This is a genomic window from Streptomyces sp. NPDC048254 (assembly GCF_043201895.1).
GTDB lineage: Bacteria > Actinomycetota > Actinomycetes > Streptomycetales > Streptomycetaceae > Streptomyces.
Genome location: NZ_JBICZJ010000013.1, coordinates 42,182 through 60,087, shown reverse-complemented (window position 1 = coordinate 60,087; position 17,906 = coordinate 42,182). Strand labels below are relative to the sequence as shown.

Genomic DNA, 17,906 nt, shown 5'->3' with positions numbered 1-17,906 from the left:
GAGTCCCGATGACCTCGAAGTCCGCCGATGCCCCCGATCCCTCCGGGCCCGGATCAGCCGTCACCGGCAACGGGCCTACCGTCTCCCGCCCGAAGTTCGACGCGCTCTTCGCGGCGGTCCGTACCTGGGGTCGCTGGGACCCGGCCGACCGCGGTGCCTGGAACCGGGTGACCGCCGACCGGACACGGCGGGCCACGGCGGGCGTGCGGTCCGGGGTGGTCGTCCCGTTGGCGCTGCCGTGGAACACCCGGCCCGGTCCCGACAACCGCAGGCCCGCGCTGCACCACATGACCGACCTCGGTGACGTGGAGAGCCCGGAGCCCACCGCCCACAAGGACTTCATCGCCGCCGACTACCACGGCAAGGGCGTCACGCATCTCGACGCCCTGTGCCATATCGCCTACCGGGGGCAGCTCTACGACGGCCGGACGGCCGCCGACGTCGTCGGCGCCGCGGGCGCCCGCTTCGGAGCGGTGTCGGCGCTCGGGCCCCTCGTCACCCGGGGTGTGCTCCTCGATCTTCCCGCCGTCCTCGGGACCCGCTGGCTGGAGCCGGGACGAGCAGTGCACGCACGGGACGTCACCGACGCGGAGCGGGCGCTCGGGGTGACGATCGGCGAGGGCGACGCGGTGCTGCTGCGGTCCGGGCAGGTCCGCCGCCGTACGGAGCTGGGCGCCTGGGACCCGGACACCGCGAGCGCGGGCTTCCACGTGGACGCCGTACCGCTGCTGGCGGAGCGCGGCATCGCGCTGCTCGGGGGTGACGGCGACAGCGATGTACGGCCCTCGCCCGTCGAGGGTGTGCACTCGCCGGTCCATGCCCTGGCCCTGGCCGCGATGGGCGTCCCGCTGCTGGACAACCTCGACCTGGAGGCCCTCTCGGCCGCCACCGCGGAGGCCGGGCGGTATGAGTTCCTGCTGGTCGTGGCGCCGCTGAAGGTCCCGGGCGGGACCGGCTCGCCCGTCAACCCGGTGGCGGTCCTGTGACAACCGACCGAACGGCTCGTACATGACAAAATTGCCACCCCGTGACTCGCGCCCCTAATGTCCGTATCCTCATTGATGCCGGATATTTACCGAAAATGGACTATCGCGAATGAGGCGAAGCGTGGTGCTGTTCGGTGGGGCACCGACGACCACGGGGCGCGCGACAGACGGCGCAGGGCCCACGCGTTCGCGTGAGCGTTTCCTGGGGGGCGAACCCGTCGCGGCGGGCGTGCGCACCTCGATCCTGAACTCGTGGCAGCGCTGCCGGTCCCTGGGACTCTCGGCGGACCAGTCCGACCTCCCCTTCCGGGACGATTTCGAGCGGGACGCCCGGATCGTCCGCGCGGCCGTGCCGGTGCTGGACCGGCTGCAGTACAGGTTCGCCGGCAGCCTGCTGAACATATCCGTCGCCGATGCGAACGGCACCGTCCTGCTGCGCCGCTTCGGGGAGGCGTCCCTGGCCAGAAGTCTCCCGGCGATCCAGTCCGTGCCGGGGTTCGTGTTCGCCGAGCAGGTCGCCGGCACGAACGGCATCGGGCTGGCACTGGCGGAGCGGCAGCTCATCCGGGTCTACGGCGCCGAGCACTTCGCGGAGCGGTCCCAGGCGAGCGCCTGCCGTGCGCTCCCGGTCCGCGACCCGCTCAGCGGCCGTATCGAGGGCGTGCTGTGCTTCGGCTATCCCCGCGCCTTCGACGACCCCCGGCTGGCCACCGTGATCCGCAAGGCGGCGCGCGCCATCGAACGGCGGCTGCTGAGGCAGAGTTCCGCACGCGAGCGGGCGCTGCTGCGGGCGTACGTGGAGACCGAGGCCGAGGCCGCCGTCGGCCGTCACCACACCGTCGGGCTGGACGAACTGGCCCTCGAACAGCACCCGCAGGACCGCGCGATCCTCATGGAGCAGGCCACCGAGCTGCTGTCCCGCGCGCAGCGGGCCGCTCTCCACGTCTGCCTGTCCGACGGCCGGCGTGTCACGCTGCTCAGCCGACCGATGACGAGTGCCACCGGGGTCGAGGGCGTGGCCATCGAGGCAGTCCTGCCCGGCCCCGCACCACGGGATCCCCTCGTCGCCCCCTGGCAGTTCGACGAGCTGCCCGGCTTCCCCGCCGAGCCCGCCTCCCCCGGCATCGTGCTGCCGTCCGGGGCCGTCGCCGCACCCGGCCGGGTCGCCTCGGGCGGCAGGGGCGTCACGGTCGGGGCGGCGCAGGCCGCCGCGCCCCCGTCGAGAGGACTGCTGCTGGTGGGGGAGCCGGAGGTCGGACGGTACGCCCTCGCCGCACGACGCCGGCTGGAGCTGTTGTCCGAGGCCAGTACCCGCATAGGCACCACCCTGGACGTGCGCCGCACCGCCCAGGAACTGGCCCGGACGGCGGTGCCGCGACTCGCCGACTACATCACGATCGACCTGCCCGAGGCCGTACTGCGCGGCGAGGAGTCCGCCGACCCGCACGGCGACCTGCGCCGTACGGTGGTGCACGGCATCCGCGACGACTGCCCCTTCCATCCGGTCGGCAAGCAGGTCGACTACGGCCCGGCCACTCCGCAGCTGCGCTGCCTGACCGGCGGGGAGCCGGTGCTGGAACCGGATCTGGAGGCCGCCGCGGGCTGGCTCGCCCACGACCCCGAGCACACCGCGGAACTGCTCGCCCACGTCCACTCCCTGATCGCGGTCCCGCTGATGGCCCGCGGTGTCGTCCTGGGCGTCGCCGCCTTCTACCGCGGCCAGGACCCCGCGCCCTTCGGCGACGACGACCGTTCGCTGGCCCAGGAACTCGCCGCCCGCGCCGCCCTGTCCATCGACAACGCCCGGCGCTACACCCGCGAACGCACCATGGTCCTGGCCCTCCAGCGCAGCCTGCTCCCCCAGGGCCTGCCCGACCAGGACGCCGTCGAGGTCGCCCATCGCTATCTGCCGGCCGAGTCCGACGTGGGCGGCGACTGGTACGACGTCATCCCCCTCTCCGGGACCCGGGTCGGCCTCATGGTCGGGGACGTCGTCGGCCACGGCATGCTCTCCGCCGCCACCATGGGCCGGCTGCGTACCGCCGCCCTCAGCTTCGCCGAACTCGACTTCCCCCCGGACGAAGTCCTCACCCACCTCGACAACCTGGTGGGACGCCTGGACCGGGAGGACTTCGCCGCGGAGGCGGACATCCTCGGCGCGACCTGCCTGTACGCCGTCTACGACCCGACCACCCAGCGGTGCACCATGGCCCGTGCCGGCCATCCCCCGCCGGCGCTGGTCCGCCCCGACGGCACGGTGTCCTTCCCCGAGCTGCCCGCCGGACCTCCGCTCGGCCTCGGCGGCCTGCCCTTCGAAGCCGTCGACGTCGACCTCCCCGAGGGCAGCCTGCTGGTCCTCTACACCGACGGGCTCATCGAGGACCGGTACCACGACGTCGACGTGACCCTCGGCCGGCTCCGCGAGGTCCTGGCGCAACCGGGGCGCACACCGGACGAGACCTGCCAGGTCATCCTGAACAACGTGGCGCCCGTCCACCCGGGCGACGACATCGCCCTGCTCGTCGCCCGCACCCGTGCCCTGCCCGCCGACCGGATCGCCGCCTGGGACCTGGAACCGGACCCGGCACTCGTCGGCGAGGTCCGGGCCGACGCCATGCGGCAGCTGGCCGACTGGGGACTCGACGAAGCCGCGTTCGCCGCGGAACTGATGCTGAGCGAGCTGGTCACCAACGCCATCCGCCACGGTTCCGGCCCGATCCGGGTACGGCTGCTGTTCGACCGCAGCCTGATCTGCGAGGTCTCCGACACCAGCAACACCGCCCCGCATCTGCGCCGGGCGGCCAGCACCGACGAGGGCGGCAGGGGCCTGTTCCTCGTCGCCCAGCTGGCACAGAGCTGGGGGACGCGCTATCTGCCCCAGGGCAAGGTGATCTGGGCCGAGTGCGGCCTCGGGGGTGGCCTCGCGGGCGGCTGAGACCTGCGACGCCACTGACCCGTTGGTGTCACACAGCACGACAGGTGCCCGAAATGATGTAGATAGTCGCATTAGGATCGCTGGCGACAGTCGGGACGAACTCGTCAGGCCGACCCTCGGAGATGTCCGTGCACGACCCTCCCGACACCTCTGCGCACCCGCTGGTCCGCATCCGCGGGCTCACCAAAAGGTTCGGCGGGACCCTCGCGCTGGACAGGGTCGACCTCGACGTCCGCGCGGGCGGCGTCCTCGCCCTCCTCGGCCCCAACGGAGCCGGGAAGTCCACCCTCATCAAGGTGCTCGCCGGCATCCACCACGCCGAGGCGGGACAGGTCACGGTGGACGGGCACCCGCTCGGCAGCGACGCCGCCTCCGGCTCGATGTCCTTCATCCACCAGGACCTCGGTCTGGTGGAGTGGATGACGGTCGCCGAGAACATCGCCCTGAGCACCGGATACCCGCGCCGCGCCGGACTGATCTCCTGGCGACGCACCCGGGAGCGGTGCGCCGACGCCCTGCGGACCGTCGCCGGACACCTCGACCCCGACGCGCCGGTCGCCCGGCTCTCCCCCGCCGAGCGGTCGCTGGTCGCCATCGCCCGGGCCCTGGCCACCCGGGCGAGACTCGTCGTCCTCGACGAGCCGACCGCCCGGCTGCCCGCCACGGACTGCGCCCGGCTGTTCCGCGTCCTGCACACCCTGCGCGACCAGGGGCACGGCCTGCTCTACGTCACCCACCGGCTGGACGAGGTGTACGAGGTCGCCGACGCCTTCGCCGTCCTGCGCGACGGCCGGCTCGTGAGCCACGGCGACCTGGCGGCCCACAGTCCCGCCCGTCTGGTGCGCGACATCGTCGGCGCGGAACTCACCCGCTACCGCCCCGCCACCGTCCCCGCGCGCGGCCCGGCCGTCCTGACCCTCGACGGCGTACGGACCGCCGGTGCCGGTCCGGTCGGCCTGGACCTCAGGGCCGGCGAGGTCCTCGGGCTGGTCGGCCTCTCCGGCGCCGGGCACGTGGAAGTGGGCCGGGCCCTGGCCGGTGCCCGGCCCCTCCTCGGCGGCCGGGTGCTGCTCGGCGGCCGGCCGTACCGCCCCCGCACGGTCGCCGCCGCCGTCCGCCTCGGGGTCGGCCTGGTGCCCGGCGACAGACAGCGGGAGGGCTGCGCCGCCGAACTGACCGTGCGGGAGAACCTGCTGGCCAACCCGCGCGCCGCGGGCGTGCCGGCGCTGCACTGGATCGCCCCCCGCCGGGAACGTGCGGTGGCCGCCGGCCTGATCGAACGGTTCTCGGTGCGTCCCCCGGACGGCGAGGCCCCGATCGGCACGCTGTCCGGCGGAAACCAGCAGAAGGTCATGATCGGCCGCTGGCATCCGGTGGGCCTGCGCCTGCTGATCCTGGAGGAGCCGACCGCGAGCGTGGACGTCGGGGCCAAGTCCGCCGTCTACCGGCTGCTCGACGAGGCACTCGCCGCCGGCCTCGCGGTGCTGCTGGTCGCCACGGACTTCGAGGAGGTCGCGGCGGTGTGCCGGCGGGCCCTGGTGTTCGTCCGCGGCTCCGTGACGGCCGAGCTGAGCGGTCCCGACCTCACGGTCGCCGGACTCACCCGGGCGGCCTCGGCCAGGCCACCCGCAGGAACCTCGACGGCCTCATGACCGCCTCGCCCAGGTCCCCGTCCCGGCCGCGCCGGGGCCCCGCCGGACACCACGTCGGCGCCTACGGCCTGCTCGCCCTCACCGCGCTGCTCTTCCTGGTCTTCTCGCTCACGCTGCCCCGCACGTTTCCCACGCGGGACACGGTGGACTCGATCCTGTTCAACCAGTCGATCCCGGCCGTCCTCGCGCTCGCCGCCACGGTCCCCATCGTGACCGGCGCGTTCGACCTCTCCCTCGGCTACGGCCTCGGCCTGGCGCACGTGATGGTGATACACCTCGTGGTCGACGAGCGGTGGCCCTGGCCGTGGGCCTGCCTGGTGGTGGTCGCCGGCGGGGCGGTCGTGGGCGTCCTCAACGGTGTGGTCGTCGAGTTCGGCCGGATCGACTCCTTCATCGCCACCCTCGGGACCGGCAGCATGATGTACGCCGTGACCGGCTGGATCACCGACGGCGGCCGGATCGTCCCCGGCCCGCAGGGACTCCCCGCCGCCTTCACCGATCTCTACAACTCCAGGTTCCTCGGGCTTCCGGTTCCCGCCTTCTACGTGCTGGCCCTCGCCGTCGTCCTCTGGCTGGTGCTGGAGCGGCTGCCGCTCGGCCGCTACCTCTACGTCGTGGGCTCGAACCCGCGCGCGGCCGAGCTCGTCGGCATCCCGACCCGCAGGTACACCGTCTACGCGTTCGCCGCATCGGGGCTGCTGGTCGGTTTCGCCGGTGTGCTGCTCGCGGCCCAGCAGCAGATCGGCAATCCCAGTGTCGGCCTCGACTATCTGCTGCCCGCCTTCGCCGGTGCCCTCCTCGGCTCCACCGCGATCAGGCCCGGCCGCCCCAACGCCCTGGGCACGCTGGTCGCCGTCGCCGTGCTCGCGGTCGGCCTCACCGGCATCGGCCAGCTGGGCGCGGACTTCTGGACGATCCCGCTGTTCTACGGCGGCACGCTGCTGCTCGCCGTCGGACTGGCCGGCTACTCCGCCCGCCGTCTGCGCACGGGGACCGACGCGTCCGCCGTACCCCCCGAGCCGCACCCCTCGGCCCGGGACGGTGACACGGCGGGCCCCACGCCATGAGTCCCCCGCGTCCTTCTCCTCCGCCTTCTCCTCCGCGAGGAGTCCCCGTGCACCGCAGTCGCAAGGCCTCCCCCGCCCGATGTGTCTCCCTCGTCCTGCTGGCGGCGGCGACCGCCCTCGCGGGCTGCGAACGCGGCCTGCCGAACGGCCCCGCGGCCACCGCCACCGGCCCGAGCGGCTGCCCCGCGGTCCAGGCACGGGCCCAGGCCGCCGTCACCCGGGCGGAGCGGACCGACGTCCCCTGGAACGGGCCGACCGGCGGCCCCACGGCGGTGTCCGGCAAGACGATCGTCTTCGTCGCGCAGACCATGACCAACCCCGGAGTCGCGGGCGTCGCCAAAGGCCTGCGGGAGGCCGCGAAGGTCATCGGCTGGAACGTCCGGGTGATCGACGGCGAGGGCACCCCCGCCGGTATCCAGGCGGCGCTGAGCGAGGCCGTGGCCCTCCGGCCCCCGGGCATCGTCATCGGCGGCTTCGACCCCGACTCGACCGCGCAGCAGGTCCAGCGGGCCAACGCGGCGGGCATCCCCCTCATCGGCTGGCACGCGGTCACCTCCCCCGGCCCCAGTGCGAAGCCCAAGCTGTTCACCAACGTCACCACCGAGGTCGGCGACGTCGCCGCGATCAGCGCGCAGTGGGTCATCGCGCACTCCCGGGGCACCGCCGGGGTCGTCCTCTTCACCGACGCCTCGATCCCGTTCGCCCACCATAAGTCCGAGCTGATCAGGAAGGGGCTGGCCGCCTGCGCGGGCGTGCGGCTGCTGGCGTACGAGAACATCCCGATCCCGGACACGAGCAGCCGTACCGCCAGGGAGGTCTCCACCCTCCTCGCCCGCTTCGGAAGCCGGTGGAGCTACTCCGTCGCGATCAACGACCTGTACTTCGCCGACGCCGCCCCCGCCTTCCGCGCGGCCGGCGAGAGCGGCGCAGGGCCGCCCTTCAACATCGGCGCCGGTGACGGCGACCCGTCCGCCTTCCAGCGCATCAACGGCGACGAGTACCAGGCGGCCACCGTCCCCGAGCCGCTGTCACTGCAGGGCTGGCAGATCGCCGACGAGTTCAACCGCGCCTTCTCCGGCCGTCCGGCCAGCGGCTACGTCGCACCTGTGCACGTCTCCACGGCGGCCAACAGCGAAGGGGCCTCGGCCTGGGACCCGACGGGCTACCGGCAGGCGTACCGGAAGATCTGGGGCAGGTGACAGACGCGCAACGCCTCGCGGCGATCGCATCAACGGCCGGCAGTGGCAGTGGCAGTGGCAGTGGCAGTGGCAGTGGCAGTGGCCAGGATCTCGGTGGTCTGCTGGATCAGGGTCGGGGAGGGGTCGTTGAGGCACGCGTAGCCGGTGCGCGCCGCATGCCCGTCCTCGGCCGGAGCCACGATGCGCATCAGTTCCTGTGAGCCGCCCGCCCGCACGCACCAACCCTCGACCCGGTTCAGTCGGCGTACGGCGGAACGCGGGATCGCGGCCTCGGTCTGGAAGTAGAACACCAGTGCCCCGCCCTCGACGACGGGAGTCAGCGGGGCGGCGGACGCTTTCGGGCTGAACGCGGCGACGACCGCCGTTCCCGGCTTTCCGTCCGGACGCAGCACGGTGTGCCACCCGGCGGACGGGCCTGCGGACAGGCCGGACAGGGGAAGCCCGGTGAAGCCGGGCGGTGCCCAGGACACCTCGGGCGTCGCCGCGGTCCGGTCCCTGACCGGGGGCGAATCCCGGACCTGCGTCGTGACGGCCACCGCCAACGCGAGAGCGGCGGCGCCCGTCAGCGCGACACGGCGCCGGCGCCGGGCCACCACACGCTGCCGGATCTCCTGCATGCGCCGGGGATTCCAGCCCGCCGGGGTGATCCGGCCCAGCACCACACGCAGCAGTTCCTCTTCCGCGTGCCCGTCCTCGTGTTCCTCCGCGTCCTCTGTCGTGCGTGTCACGGCTGCTCACCCACCTCCAGTACGTGCGACGGCCCCAGGTGCTGACGCAGGATCCGCAGTGCCTTGGCGGCCTGGCTCTTCACCGTGCCGGGGCGGCATCCCAGCACCTGTGCGGTCTCCTCGACGCTGAGGTCCTCGAAGTAGCGCAGGACGACGACCGCCCGTTGCCTCGGTGGCAGCCGCCGGACCGCTGCGGCCAGCGACTGCTCCAGGTCCACCTCGGCGAAGACGTCCCGGACCGCGGTGACGTCCGGCAGTTCCGGCGTGGGGGTCTCGCCACGCCAGCGCCGACGCCACCACGAGGCATGGGTGTTGACCAGTGCCCGGCGTGCGTACGCCTCGGGGTTGTCGCCGGCGATGCGCGACCATTTGGGCCACACCTTGGCCAGCGTGGTCTGCAACAGGTCCTCGGCCGCGTGGGCGTCGCCCGTCAGCAGCCACGCGGCCCGGTACAGACGGTTTCCGCGGGCAGCGACGAACTCCTCGAAACTCCAGTCGGTATCCGCCGCCTCCACCTGGTTCACTCCGTTTTGCCCCCGCCGTATTCATGGGTCCCATACTCAGGGAACTAGGTGGAGGGCCAACCGGGTTGCCCGACCACCGGCAGCCGCAGGGACGTGCGGGCCAGATCCAGGGTGATCGTCGGCCGGTCCGCCGCATGGTAGGCGATGCCCCGGTCGGTCCCCGCGACGATCAGGGCGAGCCGGTGGCCGGCCGGGACGACGTGGTCGGTGCTCGCGAGCGTGAGGGTGAGGGTGTAGGGCTTGCCGGGCGTGAGCGGCTGGACCTTGTGCGCGTCGGCGGCGGTGCCGAGCGCGGCCCAGCCCCGGCTGAAGACGGTGCTCGTGACGTGCATGGTGTCGGTCGCCGTCTTCTTGTAACAGGCGCTGTCCTGTGCCGTGCTCTCACCCCAGCAGGACGTTCCGGAGAACGTGGAGATGCCCAGGCCGGCCGGGTGGTAGTCGCGGATGGTGGCGGGGCCCAGGTCGACGAGGACCGCCGACAGGTTCGCGGTCACGGTCGTCGAGGTGGCAGTGACCGTGACCTTCGAGGCCCCGGAGACGCGGAGGGGCTTCACCAGCGGCGTGGTGACAAAGCCGGCCTTCTCCCCGGTCGGCTGGTCGATGTGCGCGGCCCAGTCGGTCTCGCCCTTCTCCGGATCGTCGGTGAAGGTCTCTGTCCCGCTTCCGGCGTGGGCAGTGAGCGTGCCCACGCCCGGCTGCGTGCCCTGGCCGGGGCCGAGGGCCACGGTGGCCGTCGACTTCGGGGGCCAGACGGCGTCCGTGGTCCAGTGGTCGGGGGTGCGTTCGATGTCGGCCATGGGCTCGCGGTCGATGCCGTTGTCGTAGCCGAGGAGTTCGTGGTCGAACCAGCGGTGCAGGGTGTCGACCCAGGCGCCGCGCCGGTAGTCGAAGGGGTCGACGTGCCCGGTCCCGGAGAGCCAGATCTTGCGCTCGACACCGTTCTCGGCGAGGGCGTCCCACCACTGGCCGAACTCCTTGGTGCGGACCGTGAGGTCCTGCTGGCCGTGCACGACGAAGACGCTCGCCCTGACCTTGTCCGCGTCCGCCACGTAGTCCCGCTCGGCCCACGTCGACGACCAGTCACCGGACTTGACGACCGCCGGGTCGCCGAGCGGCTTGTTGACGGCGGCGCAGCGCTGGCCGGCGGCGTCGCTCTCGACCATGCGGATCAGCGCACCGGGCGTGGGGGCGCTCCCGACCAGCCAGGCTCCCTGCGAGAAGTAGGCGTCGTACCAGGAGGAGATGGAGCTGATCGGGACGATCGTCTTCAGTCCCTCGACACCGGTGGCGGCGACCCCGTTGGCGATGCTGCCGTCCCAGCTCTTGCCGATCATGCCGGTGGCGCCGTCGGTCCAGGTGGCCTGTGTGCGGGTGCTGCCCGTATGGCTGGTGTAGCCGTGGGCGCGCCCGTTCAGCCAGTCGATGACGGATTTCGTGGACTGGATGTCGATGGGCCCGCCGGCGTCCGTGCAGCCGTCGGAGCGGCCGGTGCCGGGGAGGTCGACCGCGACGAAGGCATAGCCGCGCGGGACGAAGTAGTTGTCGTAGAAGAGCGGGAAGCGGACCGGCTGCCCGCCCGCGTCGTAGGACTTCTTCTGGTTCTCGTTGCCACGGCCGCAGCAGGAGTAATAGGGGCTGGCCTCCATGATGACCGGTACCTTGCGGCCCTTGGCCGCGGGTTCACCCGGGCGCACGATGTCGACGGCCACCCGGTCGTTCTTCCCGTCCCCGTCCTTGTCGAGCCCGGTGTCGACCCACACGGTCTCCCGGACGGCCTTCTTGTACGTGTAGACCGGCTTGCTCTCTCCGGAAGGGCCCGCCGCACCGGCGGTCGTCCGCGGCGGGCCGCCCGCCCCCGGGGCCGAAGGACTCGTCGAGGAGGAGCAGCCGGCCAGCAGGGTGATGACCACGGTCGCGATGACGGCCACCGTCGTGAGCGGCAGTCGGCGTCGGTGTCGGTGTCGGTGTCGGTGTTCGCGAGGTGACGGCACAGAATTGTCGGGATGCACGAACGGGTAACCGTCTGGCCCCCGTTGGAGGTTGCCATGCCGCGGGAACTCACTTCTCGCCGTGCGGCCGGACGAGTCGGCTCAGGGATTCCAGAAGAACGAAACGTGCGCGCGGTCGAAGCGTCGCTCGGCCAGGTCCTGTCGTGCGATCACCCAGTGCAGAGTGGATCCCTCCCGCCCTGTGAGACCGATGTCCCACTGGGCGAGCAGGACCCAGTTCTCGGGGGCGGGCGGTTCCACAGCGTCGACGGGCTCGCCCGGCCCCGTGGTTCGCTGCCGTCGATATTCCGCCGCCTCCTGCGCGGCGTCTACGACAGGATCCGTTTCCGTGCACTCGTGGAAGGCGTACCCGCCGATGTGCAGGGGGCCGTCGACGACGATGTCGCCGCACGTGTCCGTCCACGCCTCGGCCAGTTCCAAGGCGCGGGGATGGCCCGGGAGCGGAGCGGCCTCCTGGAAGGGCTCAGGGGACGCGACCAGGAAGTGGTACGGCAGGGAGACGTCGGCCGACAGGCGCAACTCGTCCTGCGGGAACTGCTCGTAGATGTGCAGCGTCTGGTCGTCGTCGAATGCGTCCCCCTCCTCGCCGTGGACGCAGGGGTACTTGGCCTCCCGCTCCTCGACGGGTGTCCCGGCGGGGACGTACACGACCTCGCCGGCGCTTGCGCTGTAGTACGTCATCTCGGGGAAGCCGAGGAGCAGCAGATGGCCGTCGGCCGGCAGCGGAAGGCCCGTCACCTCCTCGGGCAGGGCCGCGCAGTCGAGGGTGGCGAGCAGGGGGAACCAGGGGTCGGGGGCATCGGCGGGCAGCATCAGCGGGCCGCCGAACCGGCCGACGACCGGTCCGTCCCCGCTGGTGACGAGTGTCCCGGACAGGCGGGCGGTGGCGATCCACCGCTCGATGTCCTGCGAGGGTATGCCGCGCCCCAGTGCTTCCTCACGGAACGGCGCCAGCCGGCGGATCAGGTCAGGAGTCATGGGCGAGAACATATGCCCCACCCGCTGGGCGGTGACGTGGCTGGGGCAGGCCGTCGGCGGTGGCCGCGACCTGGCTGGTGGTCGGCTATGCGCGCATTCCTGTCGAGTCGGCGATCAGCTTGAGCAGTCCCTCGTTCTGGGCCGCGTAGTGCTGATCGGCGGGGTGCTCGGCGAATGCCGAGAAGGCCACGAAATAGGCGTCGGACACGGTATCCGTCGGCAGCTCGAAGGGCCGGTCGCCTGCCTCGCCGTGAGCGGCGGTGCGTCAGGCAGAGTCCCGCGCCAAGGCGCTGAGAACGGCCGCGAGGCTGTGCGGGTCGCGGCGGGCGATGTTGTGACCGACGGGAATCTCGTGAACCCGCCAGCCCGAGTCGTTGCGTAGCCGTTCGGTCAGGGTCACGAACGGGCTGCCTGTCCACGCGCCACCGCTGATGAACGTTCGGCCGAGCGCGCGGCCGGGGTTGCCTCCCAGCCTGACCGACTGGACGAAGCTCGCCAGTGGGTGCGGGCGCGCGCGAGGGTCGAGCCCCTCAGGGACCTCGACCCATCGGCCGTCGGCGCGGGCGCCCGCCATGAACAACTCCCGGAAGCTGTCACTGGTCAAGGACCAGCACGAATCCCCGTCGTCCGGGACGTAGGCGTCGATGAAGACGAGCTGATCCAGGCGGTCGCCGAGCCGATCCGCGACGCCGGCGATCACCATCCCGCCGTAGCTGTGCCCGCACAGTGCGAGGGGCGCTCCGTCGCTACGGTCGATGATCTCGGCCACCTGGTCGATATGGGTGTCGAGGTTCGGCGGACGGTCCACATCGACCGGGCCGTCCGGCTCCAGCCCCGCCAGGGTCACCGCCTCGACGTGGTGACCGTCTCGGTGCAGCTCGGCGGCGACCGAGTCGAACACCCATCCGCCTTGCCAGCCGCCCGGCACCATCACGAACTTCACCGCGTCATCGTAGGTCACGCCACCTTCGCGCTCTCCGGCGCCGGCGCCTCCTCCGCCGTGATCACGGCGGTCAGCCCGGCCCACTCCGCCGTGCCCCGGTGAATCGGCGTCTCCGAGCCGGTCAGCGGTGTGCCCGTCCCGCCCCGCCGGACCGCGACGATCTCCGCCGCGATCGACAGCGCCGTCTCCTCGGGCGTACGGGCGCCGAGGTCGAGGCCGATGGGCGACCGGAGCCGGGCCAACTCGGCATCTTCCAGGCCGACTTCACGAAGCCTGCGCTCCCGGTCGGCGTGCGTCCGGCGGGAGCCCATCGCGCCGACGTAGGCGACCGGCATCCGCAGGGCCGCCTCCAGCAGGGGTACGTCGAACTTGGCGTCGTGGGTCAGCACGCACAGGACCGTGCGCGCGTCGGTCTCCGTACTCCGGAGGTAGCGGTCCGGCCAGTCGACCACGACCTCGTCCGCATCGGGGAAACGGGCCCGGGTGGCGAAGACGGGGCGGGCGTCGCACACGGTCACGTGGTAGCCGAGGAGCTTTCCGGCGCGCACGAGTGCGGCGGCGAAGTCGATCGCGCCGAAGACGATCATGCGGGGTGGTGGGACACGGGTCTCGATGAACAGGGTGAGGCCGCCGGGGCAGTGGGTGCCGTCCTCCGAGATGTCGAGGGTGCGGGTGCCTCCGGCGGTCAGCATGGCCAGGGCCTCGGCGGTGACGCGATCCACCGGGGTCACAGCCCCGCGCCCCTGGTCGGGTGCGTGCACGGCTGTGCCGAGAAGCTCGGCAGGTCCACGGATCACCCTGGCCAGTGCTGTGGGCTCCCCCCGGGCCGCGGACGCCAGCGCCGCCTCGTACAGTTCTCTGTCCGGTGCGTCCCGCGTCACCGGAGTGACCAGGATCTGGATCACTCCACCGCACGTCAGGCCCACCGCGAACGCGTCCTCGTCGCTGTAGCCGAATGTCTCCAGGACCGGCTCGCCGTCATCGAGGACCTGTACGCACAGGTCGTACACCGCTCCCTCCACGCATCCGCCGGAGACCGAGCCGATCGCCGTGCCCGCGCTGTCGACCGCGAGGGCGGCGCCGGGAGGGCGCGGCGCGCTGCCGCCGACGGACACCACCGTGGCGACGGCGAAGTCGCGGCCCTCCTCTGCCCACTTGCTCAACTCCGCGGCGAGGTCAAGCATCCCGGCCTGCCCGCAGGACGCGGTCGGGGCGGATGGGCAGGCTGCGATGGCGTACGCCGGTCGCGTGCCAGACCGCGTTGCCGACCGCCGCCGCGGCGCCCACGATGCCGATCTCGCCGATGCCCTTGATGGCGAGGGGGTCGTCCTCGTCCGGGTCCCCGGGCAGCCAGTCCGCCTCGATGAGCGGGACGTCGGCGCTGGCCGCGAAGTGGTAGCCCGCGAGGTCGGCGCCGATGTGGGCGCCCGAAGCCCGGTCCCGGACCGCCTCCTCGTGCAGGGCCATGGAGATGCCCCAGATCATGCCGCCGACGAACTGGTTGCGGGCGGTCAGCGGGTTGATGATCCGGCCCGCCGCGAAAATGCCGAGCATCCGGCGGACCCGCACCTCGCCGGTCGTGACGTCGACGGCGGCCTCGGCGAAGTGGGCGCCGTAGGAGTGCCGTTCCTTCTGCGGGAGTGCGGCGATGGCCTCCGCCGTGTTCGAGCGGACGGTGATGCCCTCCGGAGGGACGCCGCCGCCCAGGGCGAGCCGCTCGCGCAGTTCGTCGGCGGCCGCGGTGACCGCCCAGGACCAGGAGCTGGTGCCCATCGAGCCGCCCGCGATCATCGCCGGGCCGAAGTCGCTGTCCCCGATCAGGACCCGGACGCGGTCCGGTGTCACCTCCAGCGCGTCGGCGGCGATCAGGGTGAGGGCCGTACGTGCGCCGGTGCCGAGGTCCGCCGCGGAGATGCGGACGGTGAAGCCGCCGTCGGCCTCCGCGGTCACGGCCGCCGTGGACGGAACGGCTCCGGCGTGGAAGGTCGCCGCCGCCGTTCCGGTGCCGAGCAGCCAGCGGCCGTCGCGGCGCAGGCCGGGACGTGGATCGCGGTCCGCCCAGCCGAACCGCCGGGCGCCCTCCCGGAAGCAGGCGGTCAGACCGCGGCCCGCGAAGGGCAGCCCGGAGACGGGCCCCCTGTCGGGCTCGTTGCGGGCGCGCAGCTCGATCGGGTCGACCCCGCACTTCTCGGCCAGTTCATCGAGCGCCGACTCCAGCGCGAACGACCCCGGTGCCTCGCCCGGCGCGCGCATCCAGGTCGGGGTGGGTACGTCGAGCCGTACGATCCGGTGGGCCGTGTGGTGGGCGGGGGCGTCGTACAGCACCCGGGCCGGCATGGCGCTGGGTTCCAGGAACTCGTGCACCGTCGAGGAGAGGTTCAGCGACTGGTGCTCCAGTGCGCGCAGCCGTCCGTCGGGGTCGGCGCCGAGCCTGACGCGCTGCGCGGTGGGGCTGCGGTAGCCGACCAGGGAGAACATCTGACGGCGGGTCAGCACGACGCGGACGGGGCGGCGGAGGAGGGTCGTGGCCATGACGGCGGCCACCTGGTGGGCGCGGACGCCCTTGGACCCGAAGCCGCCGCCGATGTGTTCGGAGCGTACACGCACGGAGGCCGGGTCGAGCGAGAACAGGTTCGCGAGTTCGCCCTTCACCCAGATGGCACCCTGGTTGGAGTCGACGACCTCCAGGCGGCCGCCGTCCCAGTGGGCGGTCGCCGCGTGGGGCTCCATCGGGTTGTGGTGTTCCTCGGGCGTGGTGTACTCGGCGTCCACGACCACGGCGGAACGGGCGAGTTCGGCCTCCAGGTCGCCCTTCGCGGTCACGGCCGCGGCGTGGGGCGCGTCCGCCGCGGTGTACGCGTCCGGGCGTCCGCCGGTGAACGCTGTGTCGTGCGGCTCCCGGTCGTAGTGCACCACTAGCGTCTCCGCGGCCTCCCTGGCCTGCTCGGAGGTCTCGGCGACGACCAGCGCCACGGGCCAGCCCGCGTGCGGCACCCGGTCGTGCTGGAAGAGCGCGATGGACGGGTCTGGCTTGTTCCCCATGAGCCCGTCGTAGTCGGTCTCCAGGTGCGGGGCGTTCCCGTGGTGCAGGACGGTGAGGACGCCGGGCATGGCCAGGACGGCGTCGGCTTCCACAGCCCGGATGTGGCCGCGGGCGACCGTGGACAACACCAGCCAGCCATGGGCGAGTTCGGCGAAGGGGATCTCTCCCGCGTAGCGGGCGGCGCCGGTGACCTTGTCACGCCCCTCCACGCGGGTGCGCGCCGTGCCGACGGAGCCCTTCAGGGGGGTGACGGTGGTCATCGGGCTGCCTCCTCGGTGAGTTCGGTCAGCACGGCCACCACGAGGTTGCGCATCAGGGTCACCTTGTATCCGTTGTGCGGCAGAGGCCGGGCCGCGGCCAGTTCGGCGTCCGCGGCGGCGGCGAAGGTGCGGGCATCGGCCGGTGAGCCCTTGAGCACCCGCTCGGCCTCCAGGGCCCGCCAGGGCCTCGACGCGACCGCGCCGAGCGCCAGTCGCACCTCGCGTACCACGCCCGCCTCGACGTCGAGTGCGGCGGCGACCGACCCGATCGCGAACGCGTACGAGGCCCGCTCCCGCACCTTCCGGTAGCGCGAGGTGGCGGCGACCGGGGCGGGCGGCAGGGTGACGCCGGTGATCAGCGCGCCCTGCGGCAGGGCGGTCTCCCGGTGCGGGGTGTCACCGACCGGCAGATAGAACTCGGCGAGCGGCAACTCCCCGGGCCCGTCGGCCGTTTCGTACGCCACGACGGCGTCGAAGGCGGTGAGCGCCACGCACATGTCCGACGGGTGTACGGCCACGCAGTGGTCGGAGGCGCCGAGGATCGCGGCGTTGTGGTGCTCGCCCGCGATGGCGGGGCAACCGCTGCCCGGGGTGCGCTTGTTGCAGGGCTGGGTCACGTCGGCGAAGTAGCCGCAGCGGGTGCGCTGGAGCAGGTTCCCGCCGACCGTGGCCATGTTGCGCAGCTGCCCGGAGGCGCCGGCCAGCACCGCCTGCGCCAACGCCGGGTAGTGGCGCCGCACTTCGGGGTGGGCGGCGAGGTCGCTGTTGGTGACGGTGGCGCCGATCCGGAGGCCGCCGTGGGGCGTCGACTCGATGCGGTCCAGCGGGAGTTCACGTATGTCGACGAGCCGGGCGGGCCGCTCGACGCCGGTCTTCATGAGGTCGACGAGGTTCGTACCGCCGCCGAGGAACCGCGCGTCCGGATCGGCTTCGAGCAGCGCGACCGCACCGGAGACGTCGAGCGCACGCCGATAGCCGAACTCCCTCATGCCGCCGCCTCCGTGGTCTCCGTCTCGGCCGCTGCCGCCTGGGCGACCGCCTGGACGATCGACACATACGCACCGCAGCGGCACAGGTTGCCGCTCATCCGCTCACGGATCTCCTCGGCGGTCAGCGGCGGCGGTCCCGCCTCGGGCCGCACGTCGCCGGTGACGGCGCTCGGCCAGCCGGCCGCGTGCTCCTCGATCACCGCGACGGCCGAACAGATCTGGCCAGGTGTGCAGTAACCGCACTGGTAGCCGTCGAGGTCGAGGAAGGCCTGCTGCACGGGGTGCAGCCGTTCGCCGTCGGCCAGGCCTTCGACGGTGGTGATCTCCCGCCCCTCGGCGGCCACCGCCAGTTGCAGACAGGCCACGGCCCGGCGGCCGTCGACCAGAACCGTGCAGGCCCCGCACTGCCCCTGGTCGCAGCCCTTCTTGGTACCGGTGAGAGCAAGCCGCTCGCGCAGGGCGTCGAGGAGGGTGGTGCGATGGTCGACGGACAGGGAGTGTTTCTCGCCGTTGATGTTCAGGGTGATGGCACTGTGCGTCGACGGACCGGCCAAAGCCATGATCAGCCTTCTTTCACAGGTCCGGAACACGCC

General features: G+C 72.6%; 15 protein-coding genes. 5 read left to right on the top strand and 10 right to left on the bottom strand.

Going from position 1 to position 17,906, the window contains the following annotated elements; genetic code table 11:
- Positions 1-8: 8 nt before the first annotated feature.
- The 5 genes from ACGFZQ_RS32350 (at position 9) to ACGFZQ_RS32330 (ending at position 7,839) form a co-directional block, all read left to right on the top strand.
- Positions 9-986 carry a cyclase family protein gene (locus ACGFZQ_RS32350; protein ID WP_393843305.1) on the top strand — a complete coding sequence of 326 codons (978 nt, stop codon included), beginning with the start codon at positions 9-11 and terminating at the stop codon, positions 984-986.
- A gap of 109 nt (positions 987-1,095) precedes the next feature.
- On the top strand, positions 1,096-3,921 hold the full coding sequence (locus tag ACGFZQ_RS32345; RefSeq protein WP_393843304.1) for a SpoIIE family protein phosphatase: 2,826 nt from the start codon (positions 1,096-1,098) through the stop codon (positions 3,919-3,921).
- Between the two features lie 122 nt (positions 3,922-4,043).
- Entirely contained in the window at positions 4,044-5,573 is a 1,530-nt protein-coding gene (locus ACGFZQ_RS32340; protein ID WP_393843303.1) for a sugar ABC transporter ATP-binding protein, read from the top strand.
- Positions 5,570-6,640, top strand: coding sequence for an ABC transporter permease (locus ACGFZQ_RS32335; protein ID WP_393843302.1), 1,071 nt, complete (start codon positions 5,570-5,572; stop codon positions 6,638-6,640). The genes ACGFZQ_RS32340 and ACGFZQ_RS32335 overlap by 4 nt, the downstream gene beginning before the upstream one ends.
- Positions 6,641-6,687: 47 nt before the next feature.
- Positions 6,688-7,839: a substrate-binding domain-containing protein gene (locus ACGFZQ_RS32330; protein ID WP_393843301.1), complete on the top strand. Its 1,152-nt coding sequence runs from the start codon at positions 6,688-6,690 to the stop codon at positions 7,837-7,839.
- A gap of 29 nt (positions 7,840-7,868) precedes the next feature.
- On the opposite strand, the gene ACGFZQ_RS32325 is transcribed toward ACGFZQ_RS32330, so the two are convergent.
- From ACGFZQ_RS32325 to ACGFZQ_RS32280, 10 genes are all read right to left on the bottom strand, one after another.
- Positions 7,869-8,567 carry a hypothetical protein gene (locus tag ACGFZQ_RS32325; RefSeq protein ID WP_393843300.1) on the bottom strand — a complete coding sequence of 233 codons (699 nt, stop codon included), beginning with the start codon at positions 8,565-8,567 and terminating at the stop codon, positions 7,869-7,871.
- Entirely contained in the window at positions 8,564-9,082 is a 519-nt protein-coding gene (locus tag ACGFZQ_RS32320) for a SigE family RNA polymerase sigma factor (protein WP_393843299.1), read from the bottom strand. Before ACGFZQ_RS32320 ends, ACGFZQ_RS32325 begins: the two co-directional genes overlap by 4 nt.
- Positions 9,083-9,135: 53 nt before the next feature.
- On the bottom strand, positions 9,136-11,019 hold the full coding sequence (locus ACGFZQ_RS32315; RefSeq protein WP_393843298.1) for a Xaa-Pro dipeptidyl-peptidase: 1,884 nt from the start codon (positions 11,017-11,019) through the stop codon (positions 9,136-9,138).
- 162 nt (positions 11,020-11,181) lie between these two features.
- Positions 11,182-12,078, bottom strand: coding sequence for a DUF1963 domain-containing protein (locus ACGFZQ_RS32310; protein WP_393843297.1), 897 nt, complete (start codon positions 12,076-12,078; stop codon positions 11,182-11,184).
- Between the two features lie 85 nt (positions 12,079-12,163).
- On the bottom strand, positions 12,164-12,286 hold the full coding sequence (locus ACGFZQ_RS32305) for a hypothetical protein (RefSeq protein WP_393843296.1): 123 nt from the start codon (positions 12,284-12,286) through the stop codon (positions 12,164-12,166).
- Between the two features lie 57 nt (positions 12,287-12,343).
- The gene (locus ACGFZQ_RS32300) at positions 12,344-13,039 is read right to left on the bottom strand and encodes an alpha/beta fold hydrolase (RefSeq protein WP_393843295.1); all 696 of its coding nucleotides are present in this window, start codon (positions 13,037-13,039) and stop codon (positions 12,344-12,346) included.
- The gene (locus ACGFZQ_RS32295; RefSeq protein WP_393843294.1) at positions 13,036-14,205 is read right to left on the bottom strand and encodes an XdhC family protein; all 1,170 of its coding nucleotides are present in this window, start codon (positions 14,203-14,205) and stop codon (positions 13,036-13,038) included. Before ACGFZQ_RS32295 ends, ACGFZQ_RS32300 begins: the two co-directional genes overlap by 4 nt.
- On the bottom strand, positions 14,198-16,324 hold the full coding sequence (locus ACGFZQ_RS32290) for a xanthine dehydrogenase family protein molybdopterin-binding subunit (protein WP_393843293.1): 2,127 nt from the start codon (positions 16,322-16,324) through the stop codon (positions 14,198-14,200). Before ACGFZQ_RS32290 ends, ACGFZQ_RS32295 begins: the two co-directional genes overlap by 8 nt.
- Entirely contained in the window at positions 16,321-17,313 is a 993-nt protein-coding gene (locus tag ACGFZQ_RS32285) for an FAD binding domain-containing protein (protein ID WP_393843292.1), read from the bottom strand. Before ACGFZQ_RS32285 ends, ACGFZQ_RS32290 begins: the two co-directional genes overlap by 4 nt.
- Positions 17,310-17,873 carry a 2Fe-2S iron-sulfur cluster-binding protein gene (locus tag ACGFZQ_RS32280; RefSeq protein WP_351745897.1) on the bottom strand — a complete coding sequence of 188 codons (564 nt, stop codon included), beginning with the start codon at positions 17,871-17,873 and terminating at the stop codon, positions 17,310-17,312. Before ACGFZQ_RS32280 ends, ACGFZQ_RS32285 begins: the two co-directional genes overlap by 4 nt.
- Positions 17,874-17,906: the final 33 nt, after the last annotated feature.

Coding starts and splice junctions, on each gene's coding strand:
- ACGFZQ_RS32350 (WP_393843305.1), top strand. CDS start 9: ATGACCTCGAAGTCCGCCGATGCCCCCGATCCCTCCGGGCCCGGATCA.
- ACGFZQ_RS32345 (WP_393843304.1), top strand. CDS start 1,096: ATGAGGCGAAGCGTGGTGCTGTTCGGTGGGGCACCGACGACCACGGGG.
- ACGFZQ_RS32340 (WP_393843303.1), top strand. CDS start 4,044: ATGTCCGTGCACGACCCTCCCGACACCTCTGCGCACCCGCTGGTCCGC.
- ACGFZQ_RS32335 (WP_393843302.1), top strand. CDS start 5,570: ATGACCGCCTCGCCCAGGTCCCCGTCCCGGCCGCGCCGGGGCCCCGCC.
- ACGFZQ_RS32310 (WP_393843297.1), bottom strand. CDS start 12,078: ATGACTCCTGACCTGATCCGCCGGCTGGCGCCGTTCCGTGAGGAAGCA.
- ACGFZQ_RS32295 (WP_393843294.1), bottom strand. CDS start 14,205: ATGCTTGACCTCGCCGCGGAGTTGAGCAAGTGGGCAGAGGAGGGCCGC.
- ACGFZQ_RS32290 (WP_393843293.1), bottom strand. CDS start 16,324: ATGACCACCGTCACCCCCCTGAAGGGCTCCGTCGGCACGGCGCGCACC.
- ACGFZQ_RS32285 (WP_393843292.1), bottom strand. CDS start 17,313: ATGAGGGAGTTCGGCTATCGGCGTGCGCTCGACGTCTCCGGTGCGGTC.
- ACGFZQ_RS32280 (WP_351745897.1), bottom strand. CDS start 17,873: ATGGCTTTGGCCGGTCCGTCGACGCACAGTGCCATCACCCTGAACATC.